Below are 25,198 nucleotides of genomic sequence, written 5' to 3' on the forward strand. Positions count from 1 at the left end.
GAGCAAATTTACGATACAGTGAATTTGATTTATATTGCAGAAAAACACTCATCTTTTAATAAAGACTGCATGAACGTCTTTTACCAGAATTTGCAAGTAGAGGGCGCAACGGTCTTTATAGTTCTTAAATCTTGCTAATCTTATCAATAAAGCATTTGGTCAGAACAAAAGGCATAAATAAATGGACATTATTCAAAAAAAATTGGGACGAAAGGTTAAATTCTTATTCCATCCAGACTATGTAAACATGGTATTAAAAGACAGTACAGGTACTGCTGACGTCGATGTTTTCTATTCCGAAATTCCAATAAAACGACAGGAGTCCATTGAGCAAAATGGTTGGCTTTTATATTTGGGGTCTGTCTGGCTAGTCATATGGATAGTGAATGTGGCTAGTAGATTGATACAAGGACAACCTATGGATGGAAGCTGGATTTTACTAGTTATCGCTTCTCCCTTTCTTTTGTTCTATCTGTTATCTAGAGTAAAGTATACGGTGCTACCAACCAATCATGGCACCCTATTTATCATCAAAGATAAACAGCATAATTTAATTTATGATGAGATGATGTCTCGCCGTAAAAAAGCTCTTTTAACTATCTATGGCGAAATAAATACAAATAACGCGCCAAAAGACGAGATTGAAAAATTTCAATGGTTGCATAGGCAAGGAGTTTTAGATACGCAAGAGTTAGATGACAAATTAAAGCAACTAACTTCAGCATATAAAGAATCAAATTCTGTATCTGAAACGATCGAAATTCACTAAAGAACCTTACTGTCATTCAAGAAAACCAATGGGGTCTGGTCTTGCGTCTTGCCCCACATAGTACTGTTATAGCTAATCTGGAACCAATGGGGTCAAGTCTTGCGTCTTGCCCCAAAGTCTTGCGTTGATACCACAACGATTCATCTACTATCCGGCATCCTCAAAAGCGAGGATGGGTATAGTTCTAAGCAGACCGTGTTTCGCAGGGATAGCGAAACACGAGACTACATGGATGTATTTACGGCGTGTCTGCGTGGACTATGCCCTTCCCGCAGCGACAAAACCCACTACAGCATCCCCATAACTTTAACTCAGCTCAGATAAAACAAACCCGGCATAAAAAGCCGGGTTTGTTTTACATCAGAAAGCCCCCCCCTTAAGCCGCAGCCCTATAGTTATCCAACATAGTATAACTACGGGCATAAAGCGCAAAAACTGCAGCAGCCACTAAAGCAAAACCGGCAAAAAAGAACATTAAAAACGCAGTTTGCGATAAACCCGTAGCTGCCACATGAGACAATACAGTTTCACTGCGAATACTGTTATTCGCCAACAGCACCCATAAGTTCCCCACTGTCACCGACAACTGCCAGAAACTAGTAATAGTGCCCTTCATAGCCGCAGGCGCTTGGCTATAAGCAAACTCTAAACCTGTGGCTGATACCAGTACTTCGCCAAAGGTCAGCAAAGCATAAGGCAACACCTGCCAGACGATCGACATCACAGTGCCACCATCCATCGCCAGTTGCACTGAACCAATCACAATCCAGCTTAAACCGGCAAAGGCAATACCAGCGCCCATCCGGCGCAAGGCGGTAATACGCACACCACAACGTTCCAACAGCGGATACAAAACGATATGGTTAAAAGGGATCAGCAACATCACCAACAGCGGGTTTAATGCCTGCATCATGGCAGGTTCAAACCAGTCAGGTTTGCTCATCTCATTGGCCTGTAAAATCCAGGTCGAAGCTTTTTGATCAAACAAAGACCAGAAAGGCGTCACCAGCGCAAATAGGATCAAAATACGCAGTACTGATCGCACACCATCTACGGCGATATCAGGATGAACACCGCGCGCTCGTTCCAACTGAATAGCTGCGCCAGCACCACCAAACCCCATCAGCAGCACCAAAGCTAAACAAAAAGCAGCGACAAAACCTAAAGTGGCGGTTTGGCTTAAACTAAACAGCGCTAAAGCAACCCCCACTAAAGCCAGATACAAACCGCCATTGGCTTTGCCCGACTGTTTCGCCAGCAAAGCGGTTTTCACCACTTTTAAAAAGCTATGCGGATCTTTAGGCTCAGGCGCCACATGCACATAACGATGACGGCCTAACCAAAAAAACAAAGTCGCCAGCGCCATCAGCACACCAGGAATACCAAAAGCCACTGCTGGGCCAAAATGTTTTAACGTCAAGGGCATCAGTAAAGATGCGAAAAAAGAGCCGAAGTTGATGGTGAAATAAAAGATATCAAAGGCTTTTTGCGCAAGCGCCTTATTACTCTGGTCAAACTGATCGCCCATAAAAGCCGAAACTAAGGGTTTAATGCCACCCGAGCCCAACGCTATTAAAAACAAGCCAGTGTAAAAGCCCTCTTTACTGGTTTCGAACAAGGCTAAAAACAAATGACCAATCACATAGACAATGCTCAGCCATAAAATGGTGTTGTATTTCCCCAAATAACGGTCGGCGAGCCAGCCACCTAATAATGGGAAAAAATACACGCCGATAACAAAAGAGTGAAATACGTCTTTGGCTTCCCCTGCTCTTAAATGCTCTGGCACAGACAACAGCAAGGCCGTCATCAGAAATGGCGTTAAAATATTGCGCATGCCATAGAAGCTAAAGCGCTCGCAGGCCTCACTGGCAATAATATAAGGGATTTGTCGTGGCCAACGGGCCTGTTTTACCGCTGTGGACATAGGGTTACCTCTGGCTTGCTTTTTTACAAAAGCAGCTCATTTTTTTGTTTTAAGTACGATCCGATACTACCCCATCCATCGTATATGCCCAAGCAAAGTGCGGAAAAAGTGGAAAAACTGGTGGTGCTGACATCAACTTGCATAGAAAACCAGCAAACAAACCGAATAGTCAAAGATGTGGTAAAAAAACGGTTGACGCAAAAAAGCCTGATGAGCATAATACGCGCCACTTGCTTAGGACAACTAAGACACAGTGGCTACATAGCTCAGCTGGTTAGAGCACAGCACTCATAATGCTGGGGTCGCAGGTTCGATTCCCGCTGTAGCCACCACTTAATTTGTTCGTCCAGTGTTAGCGGAAGTGGCGAAATTGGTAGACGCACTGGATTTAGGTTCCAGCGCCGCGAGGCGTAAGAGTTCGAGTCTCTTCTTCCGCACCAAGCAAGTAAGAATTCTGCAGTTTTTGCAGGGGTATAGCCAAGCGGTAAGGCAGCGGGTTTTGATCCCGCCATTCTGGGGTTCGAATCCCTGTACCCCTGCCATTTAATTGAAGTGGCAGTGTAATCATCATATTGCACAAAGTGAGTCACGACAGTTCTGCAGGGGTATAGCCAAGCGGTAAGGCAGCGGGTTTTGATCCCGCCATTCTGGGGTTCGAATCCCTGTACCCCTGCCATAAATTGAAACCCAGCTTCGGCTGGGTTTTTTCTTTCCTGTCTTAACATCAAGGATCCGGGCCAGAGTTCTGCTCCTAGTTCTTAGACCCCCAGATACTTTTGCCTTGCGCAGACAAAGCACTGAAAGTGACCACCCATTGGGCTGGTGTTTCATGCCACTGCCTTGATACCACGCCTTCATAATCATCACCAGCCAGGCTGATCCTGATCTGCTGTTCTGTGCCGTAGGTCCAGCGCCCGGTTTTGTCGCCACTGATGCTGCCGTCAGCCAGCAGTTGAATACTGATAGGCTTTTTAAGTTCTGCCGAAATATCTTTACCATGTTCAATCAGTTTATAGCGACCAGCCAACTGCTCTGCTGTCACAGTTTTATCATCGTTGGCCGCATAACGGTGCGGTGCGACCACAGGCCAGCCATTTTTGTTAATAAACATCTGATGTACCCGCAGTTGATGCTGCTCACCTTGCTGGGGAAAACGGGTATGGAATAGCAGAAAGTATTGACCGCTGCTTTCGTCGTAATATGCCGAGTTATGGCCCGGCGAGACATAACCTGTGCCTATGCCAGTCCCAGCTTCAGTGCCTTGACGTTCAAACAGGAAATTACCCATCAACTTTTCGGCATAAGGCGCTATGCTGGCGTCATCGAATAAAGGCAGAGCTGGATTGGATTTCACATCGGCCATCGAGTTGCCTGCCGCATCAAAGTATGGACCTTCGGGATTACTGGAACGCGCCACACGTATATTGTAACCGCCATTAGCATCCAGCCCACCAAAGGAAACAAAGAGGTAATAATAATCGCTGTCTGGGCTGTACAGCACGTAGCCACCTTCTATTCGGCTGTGATTGCCTCCCATCAGATGTTTGCCATAACCCTGATCAGGCAAAGGAATACCAGTGGTTTTATCCAGCTCCAGGATAAATAAACCGCCCGAATAAGAACCATACAACAGCCATAAGCGGCCATTTTTATCAAAAAACACATCCGGGTCGACGACATTCGGATGAATGGTGGCATCGTAAATTGAGCCATCTTCACTGGGTTCGCCCCACATTCCGGATTTCAGTAATAGCTGTTGGTTTTTGTAAGGCCCCTCAACCGAGTCAGCTACAGCTATCCCTAAAGCTGAACGGGGAGAATCCCCTTTGCAGGCGTTGTAATACATATAAAACTTACCGCCAATTTCAATCACATCGGCCGCCCACAGCGTGGATGTTTGTGCCCAGTCAAAGGTTTCTTTGATTTCAGTGGCAGCATTGGGCATCAGTTTATTATTGGCATTAACGCCATCTGCAACCAGAGTCCAATGCTGCAAGTCGGTAGATTTAGCGGCCGCTAAATGAGAGCCAAAAACATAAAACTCTGCGCCTACTTTGATCACTGAGGGGTCGTGTACTGCCACATTGCTAAAAGTTGGAGTGTTCGCTGCAGGCGGCGGTGTTACGACCGGAGTTGGCGCACCTGACGTAGGTGGCGCAGATACCGTATCTGTACCTGCTGAGCCACCACAGGCTGAAAGCAACACCAGATTCAGTGCCAGCCATAGTGGCGCCCTTTTTATAGCCGTAGTAAAAGTTGTCATAAAATCCCCTGTCATTTTGCATAGAAATACCAGCTATGTTGCTGGCTTGTCTGGTACAGACAGGATAAATAATAATTCAATACTATTGTATTACAAATAAAAGTATCTAAATAAAAACCCGGACTCAACCGGGTTTGTATCTTTAGCTGTTGTGCTCAGTCAGCAAAGCCTGCAGCCTGAATATCCAACTGCCTGACTTCACCATAGGTTTTAGCTATGTCTTTGATTGCATCAGCTTTGCCAATCAGCACAAACTGCAGCTTCTCTTTCGGAAAATAGCTGTTGATCAGACGTTGACTCTCCGCCACAGTCAGTTGGTCCACTTTGCTTTGGAAGCTATTGATGAAATCCTGATTAAAACCATAGAGATACATATCTCCAAGCAAAGCCGCTAAAGCGGCATTGGTTTCAAAGCGTGGCGGAAACTGACCTTTGACATAAGCTTTGGCCGAGTCTAACGTCGCTTGATCTATGCCTTTATCCCACAAACGCTGATAGGTTTTTAGAGCTAAATCCAGTGCAGCCTTGGTACTTTCGGTTTTGGTAAAACTGCCGATACTAAAGGTGCCGCTGGCGGAGTAACGGTCAAAGCCAGAGCGGGCGCCATAAGTTAGACCCGAATTCACCCTCAGCTCGTCATTCAGCCAGGAAGTAAAACGCCCACCCAGCACTGTGTTCACCACACTAATGCCAACATAATCCGGATTACGCTGTGTTACCCCCAGGCCACCTATGCTGAAGGTGGTTTCTATCGCATCGGCTTTATTGACCAGCAGCACCCTGGCTTTATCAGCCTTCGGCAGCGCCGCTGTTAAATCAGGTTGGTTTACTGCGGTGCTATTGTTCCAGCCGGCAAAGAGTTTCTCCAACTGGGTTTTCATTGTCGCAGGCTTAAAATCTCCCACTATGCTGATGGCTGTATTGGCAGGCTGATAATAACTCTGATGAAAGTGTTTCACCTGCTGCTGGCGGATGCCTTTTAATGACTCGGCTGTACCGGAGATAGCATTACCGTAAGGATGTGAGCCAAAGAGCTGCTTATTAAAGTACTGGTCTATCACCATGCGCGGGCTTTCTTTGGCCTGAGCCACAGCGGCAATCTGACGGGCTTTTAACTTATCAAACTCTGCGCTATCAAAACTGGGCTGCGTGAGTACGCTGTGCACTATAGCCAGCATTTGCGCTGTATCTTTTGCCATAAAATCAGCCCGCAGGCTGGAGCCTTCCATTGAGCCCTCACTGGTTAAACTGGCTCCGAGAAAATCGACCTGCTGCTCAATCTCTGCTTTGCTTTTACCACCTGCGCCTAACAACAGTGCCTGGCTGGTGAGCTGAGACAAACCAGCCACTGAGTCATTTACTGCACCAGCCCGCACAGTGGCCTGCACCGTGATTAACGGTACCTCGTGCTGTGGTAATAAAAACACAGTTAAACCATTGTCCAGCTTAAACTTTTCATAGGCTGGCAACTGAAAGCTGCTTTGGCTGTTGTTGTGTTCAGCGCTTTGTTCTGCCATCACTGAGCTGTTCAATACTAAAGCGCCGAAGACAACCCAAGCCGCTGCTTTTGCTGTTTGAGTGAAATGCTTCATAAATCTTTATCCTCAGCAGAGTCCAGCACTGCAACGGTGCGGTTGGATTTTTTCAGATACTGTTGCGCCACTCGCTGGATATCAGCAGGCGTGACTTGTTGATAGTTTTTCGGTGCTTCAAACAACTTTTGATAACTGCCAAAATACAACTCGTAGGTGCCGATAATGTCAGCTTTGCCATTGATGGTTTCCATTTCACGGTAAAACTGCATCAACTTTTGGTTTTTGGCTTTTTCAAGCTCAGCCTGAGTGATGCCTTGTTTGGCAACGTTGTTGATCACCGCAATCAAGGCCGTTTCCAGATCAGCCGCTTTTACGCCTGGGGTGGCTACCGCCATCAGATAAAATAAATTCGGGTCAAAGGACATAGGCAAATAGCTAAACACATCGACAGCTAACTCTTTGTCAACCAGCCCCTGATACAAACGTGAGCTGTTGCCATCGCCTAAAATAGAGTTCAGTAAATCCAGCGCGTAATAATCCGGACTGGAGCTGGCTGGGATATGAAAGCCCAGTAGCAAGTTGGGGCTGGTGACTGAGGCTTTTTGCACATAAACCCGACGTTCGCCTTTTTGCACCGGCTCCACTGTTCGCACAGCGTCTGGCTTTGGCTGAGCTGGAATAGGTTCCAGATACTGCTCTGCCAGCCTTTTCACTTCAGAAACCTTCACTGCCCCTGTTACCACCATCACGGCATTGTTGGGGGCGTAATAGGTTTTGTGATATCGCTTTAAATCCTCCAAAGTCCAGGCGTTGATATCTGACTCATGGCCAATCACAGACCAACTATAGGGATGGGCATGAAAGGCCACAGCTTTGAGTTCTTCCTGAATAGTGCGGAAATTGGAGTTTTCAAGGCCAGTGGTGCGCTCCGAAGCCACTACACCGCGTTCGCTCTCGACCATGTTAGCGTTGATATCCAGATTGGCGATGCGGTCAGCCTCTAAATCAAAAATAGTCTCCAGCGCGTTGGCCGGAAACCAATTGGTGTAGACGGTTAAATCTTCTGTGGTGTAGGCATTATTGGCGCCACCAGCGGCTTCCATAGTGCGGTCAAACATCTTAGGGCCGTATTTTTTCGCACCGTTAAACATCATATGTTCAAAGAAATGTGAGATACCGGTGATACCGGGATACTCATTACGCGACCCTACTTTCCAGAACAAATAGCTGTTGGCGTTTGGAATAGAACTGTCTTCCAATACCAGTATTTTCATGCCATTTTTAAGTGTAAAGCTTTGAATATCCTTGGCTTCTGTGGCTTGTGCTGAATTGAACACCAGCCCCAGCAGCAATGCCAAAGCCGACTGTTTTAACCTCATACCTTCTCCCTGCCCTTTGTTGAAAGAGAATGACAAAGACTAAAGACTAAACGAAAAACAAAAACGCCCTGCAACAAAATTGTTACAAGGCGTAAACAGTAGGCTTTAAAGGAACATGATGTTAGTCAGGCTGATCCTGAGCAAAGTCTAATTCGCCTAGCTCTGTCCAGTACAGAGGACGAACCCTGGTGTGGCGATTACCATCAAGCAGTGGATTGCCCTGAATGTCTTTGTAATCCCTGGCGTGATACAGCATTAAATCCGTGACACCATCTTCGGCCAGCACAAAACTGTTATGACCAGGGCCAAAACGCTTGAGGCTGTCGTTGGTAAAAAATACCGGCCGGGGCGCTTTAGTCCAGCTTTCGGTTTTTAGTAAGTCGGCATCGACAGAAGCGGTCAGTAAGCCCATGGCATAACGATGATCGGTAGCGCTGGCTGAATACGCCAGCCAGACTTTGCCATGTTTAATCAGCACAGCGGGGCCTTCGTTGACTTTGTACCCCTGAGTCTCCCAATCAAGCACAGGCTCGGTCAGTAAAGTGGCGGGAAGTTCCAGCTCTGTAGCACTGCGCATTTTCGCTATCCACAAGGCGCTGTTATAGCTTTTGTTGTTGTCCTGCTGGGCCCAAACCAGATAATGCTGGCCCTTGTGTTGAAAATGCGTAGCGTCCAGATTAAAACTATCCCAGCCGGTATTCAGTGGCCCCAACTCCTGCCACTGCCCCTGCAGCGGATCGGCGGCGCTGTTTTTTAACACATAAGTACGGATATGGAAGGGCTCATCCGCCTTACCTGCGGCAAAATAGATATACCAGGCACCGTCTATCCGATGTATCTCAGGCGCCCAGATATTGGCACTCATTGGTCCTTGATGTTTTTTGCGCCAGATGACTTTGGCATCCGCCTTTGCTAAGCCTTGAATAGTTGAACTATGACGCAGCTCTATCCGATCAAACTCAGGTACTGAAGCGGTGAAATAGTAAGAATCGGCTGCAGCACGATAGACCCAGGGATCGGCGCGGTTTTTAATCAAAAGCCCGGCATCCTGCGCCAGCAGGTGACCACTCAGCAGACTTATCCATAAAACACTAACCAGCTTCCACATCACAACCTCCGTTTTTCTGCAACACCAACCAATCCATGACCGCCAGTTCGGATTCAGGCAAGCCCTGATAAGGTGACTGATAAATCAATAAACTACCGGCTTCAGGTTCAGCCTGTAACTGCGGCTCTGTTAAGCCTTGCCGGGCTGTGGTGACAAACAGCAGGTCCAGTTCAGGCCCAGCAAAAGCCAGACAAGTGGGCTGGCTGACAGGCAAAGGATGGACTGCCACTTGCTGTCCTGAAGGCGAATAACGGGCTATCGCATTACCACCCCACAAAGCGCAGAGCAAATGATCGTCCGCATCTATCACTGCGCCATCAGGTTCAGCCCCTGCTGGTACTGTAGCAAACAACTCGCTGTGCCCAACAGAACCTTGACCCGCCTCAAACTGATAGCAATAAATCTGCCCTGTGGGGGAGTCAGCGTGATACATCAGACTGCTGTTTTTATTCCAGCACAGGCTATTGGGGATCTGTAAACCGGGGAGCACCGGATGGCAGCCTTGCTGGTCCAGCCGGTATAAAGTGCCGGTCTGATCTGGGTTGAGTTCCCGCATAGTTCCAGCCCAAAACCGGCCCTGACGGTCAACCCGGCCATCGTTCATACGATTGCCAGATAAATGCCTTTCAGGTTTGGCCAGCCAGAAGATGTCCTGAGTAGCTGGTTGATACAAAGCAAAACCTGACTCAAACGCCACCAGCAGCGAATAGTCAGAGCGCATGGGGTCATTAGGGTTTAGTAAAGCAAAACAGCTCATACGTTCCGGCAGCGGATAGCTGTTAAGCTGCAATGAAGGCCAAAATAACTGATACAAAAAACGGCCATGAATATCAGTCCACCAGACTGACTGGCTGGCAGCATGCCAGATGATGCCTTCACCTAATTTGTTTTGCAGCGGGATGCTGTGCAATAAGGTCAATTCACTCATGCTTTGCCTCCAGCTTTTTGTTGCCAGCTACGGCTTAATAACTTTTGCAAAGCGATGAAGAAAAACAGCAAGCCTCCTATCACTATTTTGCTCCACCAGCTACTTAAGCTGCCGTCAAAATTGATATAGGTTTGAATAAGGCCCATCAGCACTACACCTAACACAGTGCCAATAATAAAACCGCTGCCGCCTGTCAGTAAGGTACCGCCTATCACTACCGCAGCTATTGCATCCAGCTCCACACCCACCGCAGCCAGTGCATAACCTGAGTAGGTGTAAAAACTAAAAATAATACCGGCCATAGCAGCCAACATACTGCTGGTGGCGTACAACAAAATGGTGGTGCGGGCGACAGGAACCCCCATCAATTGGGCCGACTGGCTATTGCCACCTAAGGCATAGATATAGGAGCCAAAGCGGCTGTAGTGAGTAAGTACCAACATCAGCAGCACCAAAGCTATGGTCAACAAAGAGGTTGCGCCCAGCCAGCCACCATCCGGTAGCTCTAATCCAAACTCCGCCACAGCATCATAAAAAGGATGTTCGATAGCAATAGACTCTTCACTCCATAGCGTTGCTACACCCCGGGCTAAAAACATGCCGGCCAAAGTGACAATAAAAGGTTGTAACTGGTAATACTGAATTAAAGCCCCCATACCAGCACCAAAGAGCGCAGCGCACGGCAAGATCAGCGCAAAAGCCAGTAGCGGGTGCCATTGGTAAGGCCCAATCAATAAGGCCGCCGCCACACCGCTTAATGCAATAACAGAACCAACCGACAGGTCTATGCCACCGGATAAAATCACCAAGGTCATTCCCAAGGCTGTCACCAGCAAAAAGGCATTGTCGCTAATTAAGTTAGTAACCACTCGCAGACTGGCAAAACCATCAAACTGGCTGGCACCAGCAGCAAACATCAGCAGCACCAGTGCAAAAGTGATCCACAAAGGTAAGTAAGTGCGGGACATCAGGCTTTTCCTCCACGCGCTTTGCCAAAGCTCAACAGAGCTTTTAGCTGGTTGCGAAACAATTCTGACTGCAACATCAGTACAAGCAATATGACTAAGGCTTTAATTAATAAATTAAATTTTGCAGGTAAACCACTGACCACTATGGTGGTGCTTAAGGCCTGGATAATCAGCACCCCTATCACAGCGCGGGGCAGCGAAAAACGCCCTCCTGTTAAAGCTGCCCCGCCTATCACTACAGCTAAAATCGCATCCAGCTCTAACCATAACCCGGCGTTATTGGCATCCGAGCCCTGAATATCGGCTGTGGCGATAATACCGGCCAAAGCCGCGCAGCCTCCGGCCAGTATATACACAGCCAGTTTAATGCCCCTGTCGTCTATGCCCAAATAACGACTGGCTTTGGCATTACAGCCCACAGCTTCGATAAAGAGGCCCAAGGCGGTGCGGCGCAATAGCAACTGCATAATCAGCAGTGCCAGCAGCACCAGCCAGACAGGCACGGGCAAACCTAAAAAGGAGCCTGAACCTAAAGCGGCAAAGTCAGGGTTTTGAAAGGTGACAATCTGGCCCTGATTTAATAGCTGCGCCACTCCCCGACCTGCTACCATCAGCACCAAAGTCGCCACTATAGGCTGAATGCCGAGGTAACTGACCATCACGCCGTTAAGCAGACCACAGCCCACACCTGTCAGTACAGCCAGGCCTATCACCGCAGGAATGGACCAATCCCCCAGCAGTAATAAGTTAGCGCACACTGCGCCGCAAATTGCCATCACAGCGCCAACCGACAAGTCAATACCGCCCGTGGCTATGACTAAACTCATACCTATGGCCAGTAAAGCCACTGGTGCGCTGCGATTGACAATATCAATCAAGGGCCCATATAAACGGCCATCCTGCCATTGCAGTGAAAAAAACTGCGGATCCATCAGCACATTCACCAGCAATAACAAAGCTAAAGCCAGCAAAGGATACAGATACAGGCTGAATTTATGCGCTGACTGACCTGGGCTATAACGCGCCTGCCTGGCGGTTTTTAGTTGATCCGCTTTTAATTGGTCGGCTTCTAATTGATCAGAATGGTGTGAGTTCAAAACTGTTGCCTCGTTCGTCATACGCTGGCTCCGGCAATAGCAGCCATAATGCGATCCGGATTCAGATCCCCACCAGCTAGCTCTGCTACTTTTCTGCGGTCACGCATCACCACTATTTTGCTGGCAAAGGCAGTGAGCTCTTCCAGCTCAGAAGACGTCACCAATAACGACATGCCCTGCTGACAAAGCTGACGAATGAGCTGCAAAATTTCAGCATGAGCACCGATATCAATACCCCGGGTCGGCTCGTCCAACAACAACAGCTTAGGCTCCACCGCCAGCCAACGCGCCAGAATGACTTTTTGCTGATTGCCACCACTTAATTGACCTATAGCTTTGTCTGAGTCCGGCGTCGCGATTTGCAATTTTTCAATATAAAAATCAGCCAGTTGTTGCTGTTTCTTTTTCGAAATCAGCCGCCACCAACCTTGTTTGGCCTGCAGCGCTAAGCTGATATTTTCCCGGATGGATAAAGGCGCAATCATGCCTTCGGTTTTACGATCTTCAGGACAAAGCGCAATACCAAGGGCGATAGCCTGGGCTGGAGTACTTAGCTTGACCTCTTTCCCGGCAAAACTTAAGCTGCCGCCATCGGCCTGGTCCAAACCGAACAGCAGGCGACAAATTTCAGTCCGGCCAGAACCTAATAAACCGGCCAGCCCTACAGCCTGCCCTTGCGGTAACTCCAAATCCAACTGCTGCACCGACTGACCAGAGCTCAACTGGCGCGCCGATAAAATAGCTTCGGACTGTTCCACAGCCAGACAAGCTGTGTGGTGGCGCTGCTGGCTCAGCTCTTTTCCCAGCATAGCGGCAATAAGTTCAGCCTTATTTAAATGGGCAGTCTGGTATTCACCAACAAAACAGCCGTTCCGCATCACCGTAATACGGTCGCTGATTTGATAGACCTGATCCAAAAAGTGGGTGATAAAAACAATAGCTACCCCTTGTTGTTTCAACTGGCGTAGCACCTGGAATAAAGTGTGGACTTCGTCGGCATCTAAACTGGCGGTGGGCTCATCCAGCACCAGCACTTTGGTGCAAGCGGCACCGCGTTTCGGGGCTATACCACGGGCTATAGCCACCAGTTGTTGCACCGCAACAGAGTAATCAGACAAAGGTGCAGTGACATTAATATCCAGACCAAAACTGCTTAATAACTGCCGCGCCTGATGTGCCATGGCTTTTTTGTCAATCAAGCCAAAACGTTTCGGTTCTGAACCTAAAAACAGGTTATGCGCGACCGATAAATTCGGCAGTAAATTAACTTCCTGATACACAGTGCTGATACCTGCGTGCTGCGCATCTTTAGGCGTGGCAAAACTTTGTGCTGTCCCATCCAGCAGCATCTCGCCACTATCTTTTTGCAGCACACCTGTCATCACTTTAACCAGCGTAGATTTACCTGCACCATTTTCCCCCAACAAGGCATGCACTTCCCCGGCGTATAACCGTAGCTCTGCCTGCTGCAGCGCTTTTACGCCCGGGAAGTTTTTATTGATCTGCCGCAGTTGTAGCACAGGCCTGGCGGTATTATGGATCTGTTCTGACATCAGACACTCCTGAGTAACCAAACTGAATAACCAAAACAGCGACTTAGTTCAGGCGTCTTTTTTCGTATTCAGCAGCAGCCGTGTCCTGCAGGAATAAATCCCCTGTGGTACGAATAAGCTTTTCTATGTCTTTTTTCCCTTGCAGATAGGCTTCTATCACGTCAAAAGCCGGACCACCTAAATGTGGATTTAACTCTACAGTGGCATTAGCCTCACCATCCGCCATGGCTTTAAAATAATCCGGCACCGCATCCACAGACACCACCAGCATATCTTTGCCCGGCTTTAAGCCTGCCTCTTTAATGGCTTGAATCGCACCTAACGCCATTTCATCGTTATGGGCCCAAAGTGCACAAATGCTTTTGCCGCCCTGCTCGGCTTTCAGCAAGGACTCCATCACTTCTTTGCCTTTAGCGCGGGTAAACTCAGCGGTTTGGCTGCGAACGATTTTGGCTTGTGGGTGTTTTGCTAAGACTTCGTTAAAGCCTTTAGCGCGGTCTATGGCGGCTGTAGCGCCCACCGTGCCTTGCAGTTCGATGATATTGCATTGCTGTTGCGCCTGAGGTTGGCTCATTAACCAGGTCGCCGCTTTGCGGCCTTCTTCGACAAAATCAGAAGCAATGCGGGTGACAAATAACGATTCGTCCTGCACTTGCACATTACGGTCGACAATCACCACTGGGATGCGGGCACGCTTGGCTTCTTTTAGTACCGGAGTCCAGCCGGTTTCAACCACAGGGGCTATGATAATAGCGTCCACGCCCTGAGCAATAAAACTGCGCACCGCTTTGATTTGATTTTCCTGTTTTTGCTGTGCATCAGAAAACTTCAGCTCTATACCGCGTTTTTTCGCTTCCGCTTTGACAGACTCGGAGAAACTGGTCCGCCAGCCGCTTTCTGAGCCCACCTGAGCAAAACCAACAGTGGTAGCAAAACTGCTGTGACAGATAAAACACAGGCCCAAACCTGCAACTATGGATTTGATTTTCATAGGTCGACTCCCCTTGTCAAACAGGCCCTTATGATATTTTTTAAAGACGGACCTGAAGTGATTGAACTCTGTTGCTGTAACGCCCTAGCTATACCCCAAAACAAAACGGCTGCACTGCCGGTATAACTGGCCAGCTTTTAGCAACACTGGTGGAAAATTTGCTTTATTGACCGCATTTGGATAGCCATGCGGCTCCAGGCATAACGCCGCGTATTTCTCTATCGGCCTGCCGTGGTTGCCCACTATGCTGCCATCCAAAAAGTTACCGCTGTAAAACTGGATGCCTGGTTGATCAGTAAACAACTGCAGAGTACGGCCCGAAACCGGATCCCTGACTAAGGCCGCGGGCCTGTTTAAATCGCGGTCTTTATTCAGCACAAAATAATGGTCATAACCATTTTCAAGCTGACTGATATCCTGGCCTATCCGCTTACCCGCTTTAAAATCAAAAGCGGCGGTGGCAGGCGCTAACTCGCCTGTCGGTACCAGTTGTTTATCCAACGCCAGTACAAAGTCGGCGTCGAGCTGCAGTTGCTGTTCAAGCACTGTGCCTTGACCAACACCACCTATAGCCCAATAGGCATGATTGGTCAGACTAACAGGCGTGTCTGTATCGGATACTGCGCTGTACTCCAGTACCAGCTCATGATGCGCCAGTAAGGTATACCGCAATTGCACGTCCAACTGGCCCGGAAAGCCCTGGTCGCCCTCCGGGCTGGTGATGCGAAAAGTGACACTGACTCTGTCGTTTTGCTGGTCTATATCAAAACTCCAAAACCTGGCACCTAAACCATCAGGGCCACCATGCAATTGATTCGGTCCTTCATTGGCCAGCAAGGAAATGACCTGGCCGTGCTGCATATAAGCGGCAGCGCCAATACGGTTCGCCACCCGGCCTATAGTCACAGCAAAATAATAAGGATTGCGGGCAAACTGAGCTGGGTCCTGATAGTTTTGCAAAAGCTCTGTTTTTTCAGCGCAGCCTGATTCTGCTACCAAGCCTGGCATCAACACAGACCATAAAGCTGCGCCTAAATTACTAAGCGTCACAGTGAGTCCGGCCGGATTAGTCAGCGTAATTAGCTGCAAGGGCCGCTTTAACGCAGCCACCTGCAGAGTTTCAGTGGTAACGACAAAGCTCATGTTAAGCATCAACCGCTGCGCTGGTTTTTACGCCATTGACCAAACGCGGCACTCGCCATGGATTGGCGTTTTGCAGCTCTGGTGGCAATAACTCTGGCGGGTAATTCTGGAAACAAATAGGGCGAACAAAACGGGCAATAGAGGCCGTGCCTACCGAGGTAAAACGCGCATCAGTGGCCGCAGGGAAAGGTCCGCCATGCATCATGGCATCACAAACTTCGACACCGGTCGGGAAATTATTCACCACCAGACGGCCTACTTTTTGCCGCAGCAGGCTGATGAGTTCGGTCTGAGTGGCAAGTTCTGCTGCTGTGGCCTGTACAGTACCCGTCAACTGGCCTTTTAACGCCCGCACTACCGCCAGCAGTTGCGCCTGGTCGGCACAGCTCACTAACACTGAAACATGACCAAACACTTCTTCCTGCAAATGAGGATTGGCCAAAAAGGCTTCGGCTGTGACTTTAAACAGTTTGGCCTGAGTGCAAAATCCGGCCTTGTCACCCACTGCCTCGCCAGAGCCCACCAGCTCAACGCCGGTTTGAGCCGATAAATGCGCCGTGCCTTTTTGATAAGCGGCGGCTATGCCCTCGTTGAGCATCACACCCGCTGGTACTTTGGCTAAGGCGGCAGAGGCTGCGCGACAGAATCTATCCAGCGCCGGGCTTTGAATGGCCACAGCAACGCCCGGATTGACACAGAACTGACCTACTCCCAAAGTTAAAGAACCCACAAAACCAGCGGCGATAGCTTCGGCGTTTTGCTCCAGCGCCTCCGGCAATAACACCACAGGGTTAACGCTACCCATTTCGGCAAACACAGGTATAGGTTCAGGCCTGTTATTGGCCAGTTGAAACAACGCCATGCCACCGGCTAAAGAGCCTGTAAAACCCACAGCTTTTACTTCCGGCGCCACCACCAGTTCAGCACCTACTTCACGGCCTGCGCCCATAATTAAAGAGAACACACCAGCAGGTAAGCTACTTTTTTGTACCGCCTTGTGTAACGCATGCGCGACCAGCTCACAAGTACCGGGGTGGGAGTTGTGACCTTTGACAATCACAGGGCAGCCCGCTGCTAAAGCAGCGGCTGTATCACCACCTGCCACAGAAAAAGCCAGTGGAAAGTTACTGGCACCAAACACTACTACAGGCCCTATCGGCTGATTGGTGTAACGCAAATCAGGACGCGGCAAAGGCTGGCGATCAGGCAAGGCGGTATCAATACGAATATTCAGGTATTCACCAGAGCGTATAGACGAGGCAAATAAACGTAGCTGATTAACAGTGCGGGCGCGTTCGCCTTCAGCGCGGGCTTTCGGATAGCCGGTTTCCTGCGCGACACGCTCTGGCAGTGCATCGCCTAACGCCATAATTTCTTCAGCGCACAACTCTAAAAACTCAGCTCGCTGCTTAAGTGTTGTAGCCGCAAAAACCGGCGCCGCAGCCGCAGCAGCAGCCACAGCCTGTTGGACCTGAGCTTTGCTGGCATAACTCATTACAGGCTCAATAAAAGCGGCAGTAGCAGGGTTAACTGCCTGATATTGACCTGCCTCACCCTGCACCCATTGCCCATTAATCAGTTGTTGACCTGTAATCATCTTTACTAAACCCTTGTTCGTGGTAACAATTCAAAAAAGTGGCTGAACACTCCAACGCAGTTAAATCCAGCCACCGTCCACAATAAAGTTTTGTGCTGTGCACAATTTGCTGTCGTCTGAGGCCAGAAACAGCGCCATAGCGGCGATATCTTCCGGCATCAGGCTGTCTTTGACGCATTGATTTTTTTCAATATCCCGTGCTGTTTCTTCGTTCACCCAATACTTCAATTGGCGCTCTGTCATCACCCAGCCTGGTGTTAAGGTATTAACGCGGATTTTGTCCGGTCCTAAATCACGGGCTAAACCACGGGTGAGTCCAAGCACTGCAGCTTTTGAACTGGTGTAGCCAGGCATACCGCCCTGACTTTCGTACCAGCTCATTGAACCTAAGTTAATAATGGAACCTCCGCCCAGCTCTTTCATCTGCGGATACACCGCCTGAATAGCAAAAAACTGATGGCGTAAATTGATATTGACCCGTTGGTCCCAATACTCTGGCGTGACTTCCAGAAAGTTGTGTCTGGTATCGCTGGCCGCGTTGTTGATTAATACGCCAATAGCGCCAAGCTGTTGTTTAACCTGCGCTATCACCTGCTTTAAATCATCAATATTCAGCAAATCACAGGCGTAAAACTTAAGCTCCGCTTCTGGGTATTTTGCAGTTAAATCAGCCACTAAGGCCTTAGATTCAGCCTGCAGAATATCAACAAAAGCCACTTTAGCGCCCTGGGCAATAAAAGCTTCGACCAGACAAGCACCAATGCCTGAACCACCGCCACTGATAAATACTGTCTTTCCTTTCAGGCTGGGGTAGTGATTGGTTAAATTCATTATTTTGCCTCGTATAAAATAGCTTGTCAGGCTGGCACCACCCACCTGACAAGCCCGGCCTCCCCTGGGATTTGAAATACCAGAGTACCAATGCCTAAACTAGTGCGAATGGGCTGGCACTGCAGCACCACGACAACCGACCAAAAAGTCGAAGTCGCAGCCTTCATCGGCCTGTAATACCCGTTCGCGATACATTTCCAGATAACCCCCGGTGCGCATAATCACCTGGGTGGCTTTTAATTTCTCTAAACGTGCGGCGAGTTCTTCGTCCGACACTTCCAGATGCAACACACCATTGTGTGCGTCCAGTTGAATATAATCACCTTCTTGCACCGCAGCTAAAGGCCCTAACTCCATGGCTTCAGGTGTGACATGCAGCACCACAGTACCAAAAGCTGTACCGCTCATACGGGCGTCAGATATACGCACCATGTCTTTAATGCCTTTTTTCAGCACCTTAGGCGGTAACCCCATATTGCCGACTTCGGCCATGCCAGGGTAGCCTTTGGGTCCACAGTTTTTCAGCACCATGATGCTATTTTCATCAATGTCCAGCTCTGGGTCATTAATGCGGGTTTTGTACATATCGAAGTTTTCAAACACCACGGCTTTACCACGATGCTTTAATAAATGCGGGCTGGCGGCGGACGGCTTCAGTACTGCACCACGAGGCGCTAAGTTGCCGCGTAAAATGCAAATACCACCGCTGGCAACCAAGGGGTTGTCGATAGTTCGGATCACATCGTCGTTGTAACATGCAGCGTCTTTGACATTATCCCAAATCGTTTTGCCGTTTACCGTCAAGGCCTCTGTATTCAGCATGCCGTTTTCGCCTAAACGGCGCAGCACTGCCGGCAAACCGCCCGAGTAATAGAACTCTTCCATCAGGTACTTGCCAGACGGTTGCAGGTTGACTAGCGTCGGAATACCTTTGCCGTGTGACCAGTCATCCAGAGATAAATCCACGCCTATACGACCTGCGATGGCTTTTAAGTGGATCACTGCATTGGTGGAACCACCTATCGCCGCGTTGGTGCGAATGGCATTAATAAAGGCATCTTTAGTCAAAATTTTCGACAGTTTTAAATCTTCATGCACCATTTCAACAATACGCATACCGGATAAATGCGCCAGCACATACCGACGTGAATCCACCGCAGGAATGGCGGCATTGTGGGGCAAACTGGCGCCTAAGGACTCCGCCATACAAGCCATAGTAGAGGCGGTGCCCATAGTGTTACAGGTACCGGCAGAACGCGACATGCTGGCTTCCATATCCATAAACTGCTCTAAACTGATGCGGCCCGCTTTGTATTCTTCATGCGCTTGCCACACCAGCGTGCCAGAGCCGACATCTTTGCCGTGGTGTTTGCCGTTTAACATAGGGCCGCCTGTGACGACTATAGTCGGTAAGTCGCAACTGGCAGCGCCCATGAGTAAGGCGGGAGTGGTTTTATCACACCCCACCAGCAGTACCACACCATCTATAGGATTACCACGAATCGCTTCCTCGGTATCCATAGCCGCTAAGTTGCGCGTTAACATAGCGGTTGGACGTAAATTCGATTCCCCATTGGAGAACACCGGAAATTCCACCGGAATACCACCGGCTTCACGGATGCCATTTTTCACCCGTTCGGCGATTTGACGAAAATGCGCATTACAAGGCGTCAGCTCAGACCAGGTATTACAGATGCCAATCACCGGCTTGCCCTGAAAGTGATGATCAGGAATGCCCTGATTCTTCATCCAGCTACGATACATAAAACCGTTTTTGTCATTAGTACCAAACCAGCTGGCAGAACGAAGCTGCACTTTTTTCTTTTCGTCTTGGGCCATAGTTGAATCCTGAAGCAATTTAATTTAATAATATTGTATTACTAATACATCAAGCTTGAGTCAAAGTTCAAGCAGTTCGTAAAAAATTTTCACCAAAGCAGTGCAGCTTATTTAGCTATCCATTGATTTGATTAGAGATTTTTTCTGCTCTTGATCTGTGCAACTTTTGCACATTCGGCTCATATTAGGCATATTGGTAATACTATAAGATAATTATTGATAAATCACGACAGGGGTATTATGAAAAACGTTCAGATTTTTATCTTTTTACTGCTGACCGGATCCGTGAGCCTGACCAGTTTTGATCTGTGGGCAACCAATCCATTATTTACAGACGTACGCACTGCCGATCCGGCTGCTTTAGTGGTCGGCGACACGGTGTATTTGTACACAGGCCACGATGAAGCCAAAGACAATAACAGCTTTTTTGTGATGCATGACTGGCTGGTGTTTTCCTCCAAGGACATGAAAAACTGGCAGGCGCATGGCGCTAAACTCAAAGCCAAAGATTTCAGTTGGGCCAAAGGCGATGCCTGGGCATCACAAGTGATAGAAAAAGACGGCAAGTTTTATTGGTATGTCACAGTGCGACACGCCACTATCAATGGCTTTGCCATCGGCGTAGCTGTAGGTGATACACCGCTTGGGCCGTTCAAAGATGCTCGCGGCACAGCGCTTATTACCAACGATATGACCACCGACACCGACATCGACTGGGATGATATCGACCCTTCGGTCTTTATTGATGACGATGGTCAGGCCTATTTGTTCTGGGGCAATACCAAACCCCGTTACGCCAAACTCAAAGCCAATATGATTGAGTTAGATGGCCCTATTCAGAGTCTGGACTTACCGAATTTTACCGAAGCCATTTGGGTGCATAAGAAGGGTGACTTGTATTACCTGTCGTATGCCTCGGGTTTTCCAGAAAAAATTGTCTACGCCACCAGCAAAAAAATCACCGGGCCTTGGGTCTATCAGGACATTCTGAACGAAGTGGCAGGCAACTCTCCCACTAACCATCAGGCCATTATCGAGTTTAAAGGCAAAGATTATTTTATCTACCACACTGGAGCAGCCCAGCCTGATGGCGGCGAGTTCCGCCGTTCTGTGGCGATAGACAGATTGTATTACAACAAAGACGGTACTCTAAAGCGGGTCATTATGACCAGTGAAGGTTTGGATAAGGATCAGAACTAATAAATGAGCGGATGGTAGGGGCAGCGGCTTGTCACGACCCGTCGATGGGCACAGAGGTATCTTAAGACAGGCGGGTACAAGACCCCTACAGTTCTGCTTGACAACAGAAAGCAGAAACCAGATATTAATGATATTGTAATACAAATAATAAATTGGCGAGGATGTGCGATGCGTTTAATTCAATGTGTTACACCAGAGCAGCAACGCGCTGTGGCTCTGGTGTTATCCAGCACAGAGGTTCAGCTTTTAAGTGGTGTTCAGACTGTCTATCAATTGGCAAATCAGGCATTAGCAGCCAAAAAGCCATTACAACAACTGGTAACCGAACTGGTCAGTGACCAGAGACTGGATTATCAGGCGATAGTCACCGAAGGACGTTTACTGGCGCCTTTTGATCATCCGGACCAAGCGCATTTGCTGGTCACAGGCACAGGCTTGACGCACTTAGGCAGTGCCGATACCCGCGCCAACATGCATGCTCAAACCAGCGGAAAAGCACTGGCTGAACTGACAGATACCATGAAAATGTTTAAGTTGGGTTTGGATGGCGGTAAACCTGCAACAGGTGAAACCGGTGTCCAGCCGGAATGGTTTTACAAAGGAGATGGCAGCATAGTGGTATCCCCCGGTGCACAACTGCTCTCTCCTTCCTTTGCTTTAGATGGTGGCGAAGAACCGGAAATTGTTGGGGTTTATATCAATGACGCTGAAGGTCAGCCGTGGCGTATTGGTTTTGCTTTAGGCAATGAGTTTTCCGATCACAAAACTGAACGGCTGAATTATTTATACCTGGCACACTCCAAATTACGGCCTTGTGCTGTCGGTCCTGAGTTGCTGCTCGGCGATTTACCCGCTCATATTGAAGGTACATCCCGTATCTATCGCGACGGTAAATTGCTGTGGCAAAAAGCTTTTGTCAGCGGTGAAGACAATATGTCGCACAGCATCAGTAATTTGGAACATCACCACTTTAAATACGCTTTATTTTGCCGGCCGGGCGATGCACATCTGCATTACTTCGGTACCGCCACTTTAAGTTTTGGTGATGGCATTGAAACTCAGGCCGGCGATGTATTTGAGATTGAAGCACCGGTGTTTGGTTTACCGCTGCGCAATACGTTGGCTGTGGATACCAAACAGCCGTTGCAAGTGAAGATGTTATAGAGTCAAAAGCTGAAGCTTGGCTAAGCGGCTACTTTCAGGTCAGAGCCAAAGCTCTGACCTGGTTTTACTCTGGTTGTTTTGCCAGATTTTTTAAGGCGTATGCTAAATTTTCTTTTGATTTGGCCAGCAACTGGAACATCTCTGTTTTTGCTTTGGCTGGCTCTGCGGCTGCAATCGCCTGATACACCGCTTTGTGACCTGGCAACGAATCGACATACTCTTCTGCAATCGAGCTGCTTAAACGGAATAAGCCCATTAAAGCCGTTTGTATTGTCATGCCTAACGAGATCATAAATTCGTTATTGGTGGCATCCAGCACCGCCATATGAAAATCCAAATCGCTGGAGAACACGGCATCAGTACCAATCTCAGCTTTTTCCATCGCCTCATAGGCAGCGCCCAGCACCACAGCCTGTTCCTCTGTGCGATTTTTCGCTGCCAACTCCGCAGCCGCAGGTTCAAAAATCTCGCGAATTTCAAACAAAGAGATAAAAAACTGCGGGGAGGGTTTGGATTCAAAGCACCAGCTTAAAATTTCGCTGTCGAACATATTCCAGTGCTTACGCGGCCGGATACGGGTGCCTAATTTCGGCCGTGACTCCAGTAACCCTTTGGATGTCAGAATTTTAAAAGCCTCGCGTAGCGCTGTGCGGGACACCCCCAGTTCTTCACCTATGCTGGTTTCATTCGGAATGTATTCACCCGGTGAATAAACGCCACTGACGATACGGGTGCCCAATTCTTCTGCCACCCAGCCATGAATACTTTGAGGCCGGCTTTTTAACTGATTTGCCATGCAGATCCCCTAAACATCGACCTGCAATTCAGGTCAAAATCAAATTCTTACTACAATAGGATTTATGTTAACCGATTTATTGCTAAAAAACCTAACAGCAGTCTGATTTCATTAGTTTTTCATAATAAGCGCGCAAAAAATCATAGGCATTAAGGTACTAAATAGCAATACATAAGCAAACGCAAAGCAGCGGCTTGCTTTTAAGCCTTGTTATCAGCCAAACTCAGCCAAGCATTAAATTGATAAAATCTGTAACTCAATATTGCATTTATACTGGTTATTATTTATAAGTTCGTCCGCTTCGTCACAAGGCAAAGCTCAGCAGAGGTTGTAACTCAAGTGCCTGTCAAAATAGCGCCAAAAGATATTAAATTGGGTTATGCCATTAAGTTGCCTGTTGGTTGGATGAAACATCCGTTTTTGACCAATAAGCTGATTGTCGAGTCCGCTCAACAGCTTCGAATTATTCAGTCGCTGGAACTGGAGTACGTTTATTTTTATCCGGAACGCAGCGCTGTTGTTATCGACACATCAGCAGATACCACCGACTGTACAGTGACACAAGACCTGGCAGATGTGCAGCGACGAACTGAAATGCAGTTGGATAAAGAGCAACGCATAGAGCAAGCCAAAGCCCACAGACGGGAGTTACAAAAAACCGAAAAAGCGTTTGCTCAGTCGATGGCACAGGTGCGTCATCTGATGAGCAAAGTGCAAGGACGTCCTCTGAATGCGATAGAGGACGCCACTCAGTTGATCAGTCAGTTAGCTGATACCATCCTGAGTGAAGACGCTCTGGTATTGCACTTGATTTCACAGGCAGGCAAAGAGCAGGAGTCGATGTACTTTCATGTACTGAACGTATCGATTCTGGCGATGATGCTGGCGAAAAACTTAAACTGCAGCGCAGATGAAGTACGATGGGTTGGCTTAGGCGCCATGTTTCATGATATTGGCAAACTCAAAATTCCCAGCCAAATTTTGCGTAAAACAACAGGGTTAACCAATCCAGAGCAAAATTTCATCAAGCTTCATCCGAAACTTGGCCTGGAGCTTTTGGCCTTGACTCAACACTTCCCGGCTGAAGCCAAAGCCATAGTGGAACAGCACCATGAGTATCTGGATGGCAGCGGTTACCCAGCCGCATTAAACGCAGACGCCATACATAAGCTGGCCCGCATAGTCGCTGTGGTCAATGAATTTGACAATCTTTGTCACCCGCAGGATATGTCGCAGGCCCGCTCACCGCACCATGCCTTATCCGTGATGTATAAAACCATGAAAGGCAAGCTGGGTGATCTGGAAATGAAGATGATGATCAAGATGATGGGGATTTATCCACCCGGAACCGTAGTTCTGCTGTCGGATCAAAGAGTAGGCATTGTTATGGCCGTGAACTCTGACTCCATGCTCTACCCCGATGTGTTGATTTATGATGCCGACGTGCCCCGGCTTGAAGCGGCTATCGTCACTTTAGAAGCCAACAAACTGTCGATTGAAAAAGTCATCAAGCCAAAAGCCTTACCCCCGGAAGTTTTCGCCTATTTAAACCCAAGAGCTCAGGTGAGTTATTTTGTTCAACAAAAAAATTAAGTCAGCTCAACGACTTCAGCTCATTATTCCGGACTGGAGCATTTTTTGCTACTGAGCTGCGTCATTTCGCTTTATAATGTCAGACCAGTTGTAAAGCTCCCTTTAACTTCTGTATACAAATCAGTGATCAGCTGTCAGGATGTAGTACGCTGAATTTTTAAACTGCTGTTTTGCAGACGACTTAACGTGGTTAATAAAGTGGTTTTATTGATCACCGGACAGAACTAAAAATTTATGAATAGTCATCCAGACTCAGAATTACTGATCTCTTTTATCTGGTTATTGACCCTGATCGCAGGTATAGCCTGGGGTTTTATGGTCAGGCCCTTACGTATAGCGCCCAAAGCCAGTGCCAGATTCTTTTTTGCTAATCTATCGTTAGGCTCTGGTATTTACCTGCTGAGCTTACAGAGCACAGCAAACAATTTCCTCCGTTGGTTTATCGCAGACTTGGCCATTTTGACCAGTTTTATGCTGATTGGCTGGGGCATACAACAACTCTTCAAATTTCGCGCAA

20 protein-coding genes and 4 tRNA genes are annotated in these 25,198 nt (G+C 48.2%); 9 read left to right on the top strand and 15 right to left on the bottom strand.

What is annotated here, in order from left to right; translation table 11 throughout:
• Positions 1-181: 181 nt before the first annotated feature.
• The gene (locus SD53_RS11590) at positions 182-769 is read left to right on the top strand and encodes a hypothetical protein (RefSeq protein ID WP_046520400.1); all 588 of its coding nucleotides are present in this window, start codon (positions 182-184) and stop codon (positions 767-769) included.
• 376 nt (positions 770-1,145) lie between these two features.
• Here SD53_RS11590 and SD53_RS11595 read toward each other — a convergent pair whose 3' ends face one another.
• Positions 1,146-2,696 (bottom strand): POT-type proton-dependent oligopeptide transporter, encoded by a 1,551-nt coding sequence (locus tag SD53_RS11595; RefSeq protein ID WP_046520401.1) that lies wholly within the window; start codon positions 2,694-2,696, stop codon positions 1,146-1,148.
• Positions 2,697-2,951: 255 nt separating this feature from the next.
• On the opposite strand from SD53_RS11595, the gene SD53_RS11600 reads away from it, so the two are divergent.
• The 4 genes from SD53_RS11600 to SD53_RS11615 all read left to right on the top strand — a co-directional run bounded on the left by SD53_RS11600 (position 2,952) and on the right by SD53_RS11615 (position 3,372).
• Positions 2,952-3,028, top strand: a tRNA-Met gene (locus SD53_RS11600).
• Positions 3,029-3,051: 23 nt separating this feature from the next.
• A tRNA-Leu gene (locus SD53_RS11605) sits at positions 3,052-3,136 on the top strand.
• Positions 3,137-3,163: 27 nt separating this feature from the next.
• A tRNA-Gln gene (locus SD53_RS11610) sits at positions 3,164-3,238 on the top strand.
• Between the two features lie 59 nt (positions 3,239-3,297).
• A tRNA-Gln gene (locus SD53_RS11615) sits at positions 3,298-3,372 on the top strand.
• A 75-nt stretch (positions 3,373-3,447) separates the two neighbouring features.
• On the opposite strand, the gene SD53_RS11620 is transcribed toward SD53_RS11615, so the two are convergent.
• From SD53_RS11620 to SD53_RS11680, 13 genes are all read right to left on the bottom strand, one after another.
• The gene (locus SD53_RS11620; protein WP_046520402.1) at positions 3,448-4,959 is read right to left on the bottom strand and encodes a glycoside hydrolase family 43 protein; all 1,512 of its coding nucleotides are present in this window, start codon (positions 4,957-4,959) and stop codon (positions 3,448-3,450) included.
• Between the two features lie 155 nt (positions 4,960-5,114).
• Positions 5,115-6,551 (bottom strand): M16 family metallopeptidase, encoded by a 1,437-nt coding sequence (locus tag SD53_RS11625; protein ID WP_046520403.1) that lies wholly within the window; start codon positions 6,549-6,551, stop codon positions 5,115-5,117.
• Positions 6,548-7,873 carry a M16 family metallopeptidase gene (locus SD53_RS11630; RefSeq protein WP_046520404.1) on the bottom strand — a complete coding sequence of 442 codons (1,326 nt, stop codon included), beginning with the start codon at positions 7,871-7,873 and terminating at the stop codon, positions 6,548-6,550. The genes SD53_RS11625 and SD53_RS11630 overlap by 4 nt, the downstream gene beginning before the upstream one ends.
• A gap of 121 nt (positions 7,874-7,994) precedes the next feature.
• Positions 7,995-8,981 (bottom strand): glycoside hydrolase family 43 protein, encoded by a 987-nt coding sequence (locus SD53_RS11635; RefSeq protein ID WP_052749360.1) that lies wholly within the window; start codon positions 8,979-8,981, stop codon positions 7,995-7,997.
• Positions 8,965-9,909, bottom strand: a complete 945-nt coding sequence (locus tag SD53_RS11640; RefSeq protein ID WP_052749361.1) for an SMP-30/gluconolactonase/LRE family protein — start codon at positions 9,907-9,909, stop codon at positions 8,965-8,967. The genes SD53_RS11635 and SD53_RS11640 overlap by 17 nt, the downstream gene beginning before the upstream one ends.
• Positions 9,906-10,877 (bottom strand): galactofuranose ABC transporter, permease protein YjfF, encoded by a 972-nt coding sequence (gene yjfF / locus SD53_RS11645; protein ID WP_206539930.1) that lies wholly within the window; start codon positions 10,875-10,877, stop codon positions 9,906-9,908. The genes SD53_RS11640 and yjfF overlap by 4 nt, the downstream gene beginning before the upstream one ends.
• Positions 10,877-11,995 (bottom strand): ABC transporter permease, encoded by a 1,119-nt coding sequence (locus tag SD53_RS11650; RefSeq protein WP_082101856.1) that lies wholly within the window; start codon positions 11,993-11,995, stop codon positions 10,877-10,879. The genes yjfF and SD53_RS11650 overlap by 1 nt, the downstream gene beginning before the upstream one ends.
• A complete protein-coding gene (locus tag SD53_RS11655; protein WP_046520407.1) occupies positions 11,992-13,527 on the bottom strand; it encodes a sugar ABC transporter ATP-binding protein in 1,536 nt (511 codons plus the stop codon). Before SD53_RS11655 ends, SD53_RS11650 begins: the two co-directional genes overlap by 4 nt.
• A gap of 43 nt (positions 13,528-13,570) precedes the next feature.
• Complete coding sequence (locus SD53_RS11660) at positions 13,571-14,518, bottom strand: ABC transporter substrate-binding protein (RefSeq protein ID WP_046520408.1); 948 nt, start codon at positions 14,516-14,518, stop codon at positions 13,571-13,573.
• A gap of 84 nt (positions 14,519-14,602) precedes the next feature.
• Positions 14,603-15,661 carry an aldose epimerase family protein gene (locus tag SD53_RS11665; protein WP_046520409.1) on the bottom strand — a complete coding sequence of 353 codons (1,059 nt, stop codon included), beginning with the start codon at positions 15,659-15,661 and terminating at the stop codon, positions 14,603-14,605.
• A gap of 1 nt (position 15,662) precedes the next feature.
• The gene (locus SD53_RS11670; protein ID WP_046520410.1) at positions 15,663-17,258 is read right to left on the bottom strand and encodes an aldehyde dehydrogenase (NADP(+)); all 1,596 of its coding nucleotides are present in this window, start codon (positions 17,256-17,258) and stop codon (positions 15,663-15,665) included.
• 60 nt (positions 17,259-17,318) lie between these two features.
• Complete coding sequence (locus SD53_RS11675) at positions 17,319-18,089, bottom strand: SDR family NAD(P)-dependent oxidoreductase (protein ID WP_046520419.1); 771 nt, start codon at positions 18,087-18,089, stop codon at positions 17,319-17,321.
• Positions 18,090-18,188: 99 nt separating this feature from the next.
• A complete protein-coding gene (locus SD53_RS11680; protein WP_046520411.1) occupies positions 18,189-19,928 on the bottom strand; it encodes an IlvD/Edd family dehydratase in 1,740 nt (579 codons plus the stop codon).
• A gap of 240 nt (positions 19,929-20,168) precedes the next feature.
• On the opposite strand from SD53_RS11680, the gene SD53_RS11685 reads away from it, so the two are divergent.
• Together SD53_RS11685 and araD1 are read left to right on the top strand one after the other, a co-directional pair.
• Entirely contained in the window at positions 20,169-21,128 is a 960-nt protein-coding gene (locus SD53_RS11685; RefSeq protein WP_046520412.1) for a glycoside hydrolase family 43 protein, read from the top strand.
• A gap of 168 nt (positions 21,129-21,296) precedes the next feature.
• Positions 21,297-22,292, top strand: coding sequence for an AraD1 family protein (gene araD1 / locus SD53_RS11690; protein WP_046520413.1), 996 nt, complete (start codon positions 21,297-21,299; stop codon positions 22,290-22,292).
• 64 nt (positions 22,293-22,356) lie between these two features.
• Here araD1 and SD53_RS11695 read toward each other — a convergent pair whose 3' ends face one another.
• Positions 22,357-23,088 carry a FadR/GntR family transcriptional regulator gene (locus SD53_RS11695; protein WP_046520414.1) on the bottom strand — a complete coding sequence of 244 codons (732 nt, stop codon included), beginning with the start codon at positions 23,086-23,088 and terminating at the stop codon, positions 22,357-22,359.
• Between the two features lie 339 nt (positions 23,089-23,427).
• Here SD53_RS11695 and SD53_RS11700 point away from each other — a divergent pair, with 339 nt between their 5' ends.
• Positions 23,428-24,681 (top strand): cyclic di-GMP phosphodiesterase, encoded by a 1,254-nt coding sequence (locus SD53_RS11700; protein WP_046520415.1) that lies wholly within the window; start codon positions 23,428-23,430, stop codon positions 24,679-24,681.
• A 234-nt stretch (positions 24,682-24,915) separates the two neighbouring features.
• Positions 24,916-25,198: hypothetical protein (locus SD53_RS11705; protein WP_046520416.1), on the top strand; the 283-nt coding region annotated here is incomplete at its 3' end.

It is taken from the genome of Rheinheimera mesophila (assembly GCF_000986865.1).
Classification (GTDB): Bacteria; Pseudomonadota; Gammaproteobacteria; order Enterobacterales; family Alteromonadaceae; genus Pararheinheimera; species Pararheinheimera mesophila.

What these genes read in the sequence shown, in the direction of transcription:
- SD53_RS11590 (WP_046520400.1), top strand. Translation starts at nt 182, where the DNA reads ATGGACATTATTCAAAAAAAATTGGGACGAAAGGTTAAATTCTTATTC.
- SD53_RS11675 (WP_046520419.1), bottom strand. Translation starts at nt 18,089, where the DNA reads ATGAATTTAACCAATCACTACCCCAGCCTGAAAGGAAAGACAGTATTT.
- SD53_RS11650 (WP_082101856.1), bottom strand. Translation starts at nt 11,995, where the DNA reads ATGACGAACGAGGCAACAGTTTTGAACTCACACCATTCTGATCAATTA.
- SD53_RS11680 (WP_046520411.1), bottom strand. Translation starts at nt 19,928, where the DNA reads ATGGCCCAAGACGAAAAGAAAAAAGTGCAGCTTCGTTCTGCCAGCTGG.
- SD53_RS11620 (WP_046520402.1), bottom strand. Translation starts at nt 4,959, where the DNA reads ATGACAACTTTTACTACGGCTATAAAAAGGGCGCCACTATGGCTGGCA.
- SD53_RS11660 (WP_046520408.1), bottom strand. Translation starts at nt 14,518, where the DNA reads ATGAAAATCAAATCCATAGTTGCAGGTTTGGGCCTGTGTTTTATCTGT.
- SD53_RS11670 (WP_046520410.1), bottom strand. Translation starts at nt 17,258, where the DNA reads ATGATTACAGGTCAACAACTGATTAATGGGCAATGGGTGCAGGGTGAG.
- SD53_RS11630 (WP_046520404.1), bottom strand. Translation starts at nt 7,873, where the DNA reads ATGAGGTTAAAACAGTCGGCTTTGGCATTGCTGCTGGGGCTGGTGTTC.
- SD53_RS11635 (WP_052749360.1), bottom strand. Translation starts at nt 8,981, where the DNA reads ATGTGGAAGCTGGTTAGTGTTTTATGGATAAGTCTGCTGAGTGGTCAC.
- SD53_RS11625 (WP_046520403.1), bottom strand. Translation starts at nt 6,551, where the DNA reads ATGAAGCATTTCACTCAAACAGCAAAAGCAGCGGCTTGGGTTGTCTTC.
- araD1 (WP_046520413.1), top strand. Translation starts at nt 21,297, where the DNA reads ATGCGTTTAATTCAATGTGTTACACCAGAGCAGCAACGCGCTGTGGCT.
- SD53_RS11655 (WP_046520407.1), bottom strand. Translation starts at nt 13,527, where the DNA reads ATGTCAGAACAGATCCATAATACCGCCAGGCCTGTGCTACAACTGCGG.
- SD53_RS11640 (WP_052749361.1), bottom strand. Translation starts at nt 9,909, where the DNA reads ATGAGTGAATTGACCTTATTGCACAGCATCCCGCTGCAAAACAAATTA.
- SD53_RS11685 (WP_046520412.1), top strand. Translation starts at nt 20,169, where the DNA reads ATGAAAAACGTTCAGATTTTTATCTTTTTACTGCTGACCGGATCCGTG.
- yjfF (WP_206539930.1), bottom strand. Translation starts at nt 10,877, where the DNA reads ATGTCCCGCACTTACTTACCTTTGTGGATCACTTTTGCACTGGTGCTG.
- SD53_RS11595 (WP_046520401.1), bottom strand. Translation starts at nt 2,696, where the DNA reads ATGTCCACAGCGGTAAAACAGGCCCGTTGGCCACGACAAATCCCTTAT.
- SD53_RS11665 (WP_046520409.1), bottom strand. Translation starts at nt 15,661, where the DNA reads ATGAGCTTTGTCGTTACCACTGAAACTCTGCAGGTGGCTGCGTTAAAG.
- SD53_RS11695 (WP_046520414.1), bottom strand. Translation starts at nt 23,088, where the DNA reads ATGGCAAATCAGTTAAAAAGCCGGCCTCAAAGTATTCATGGCTGGGTG.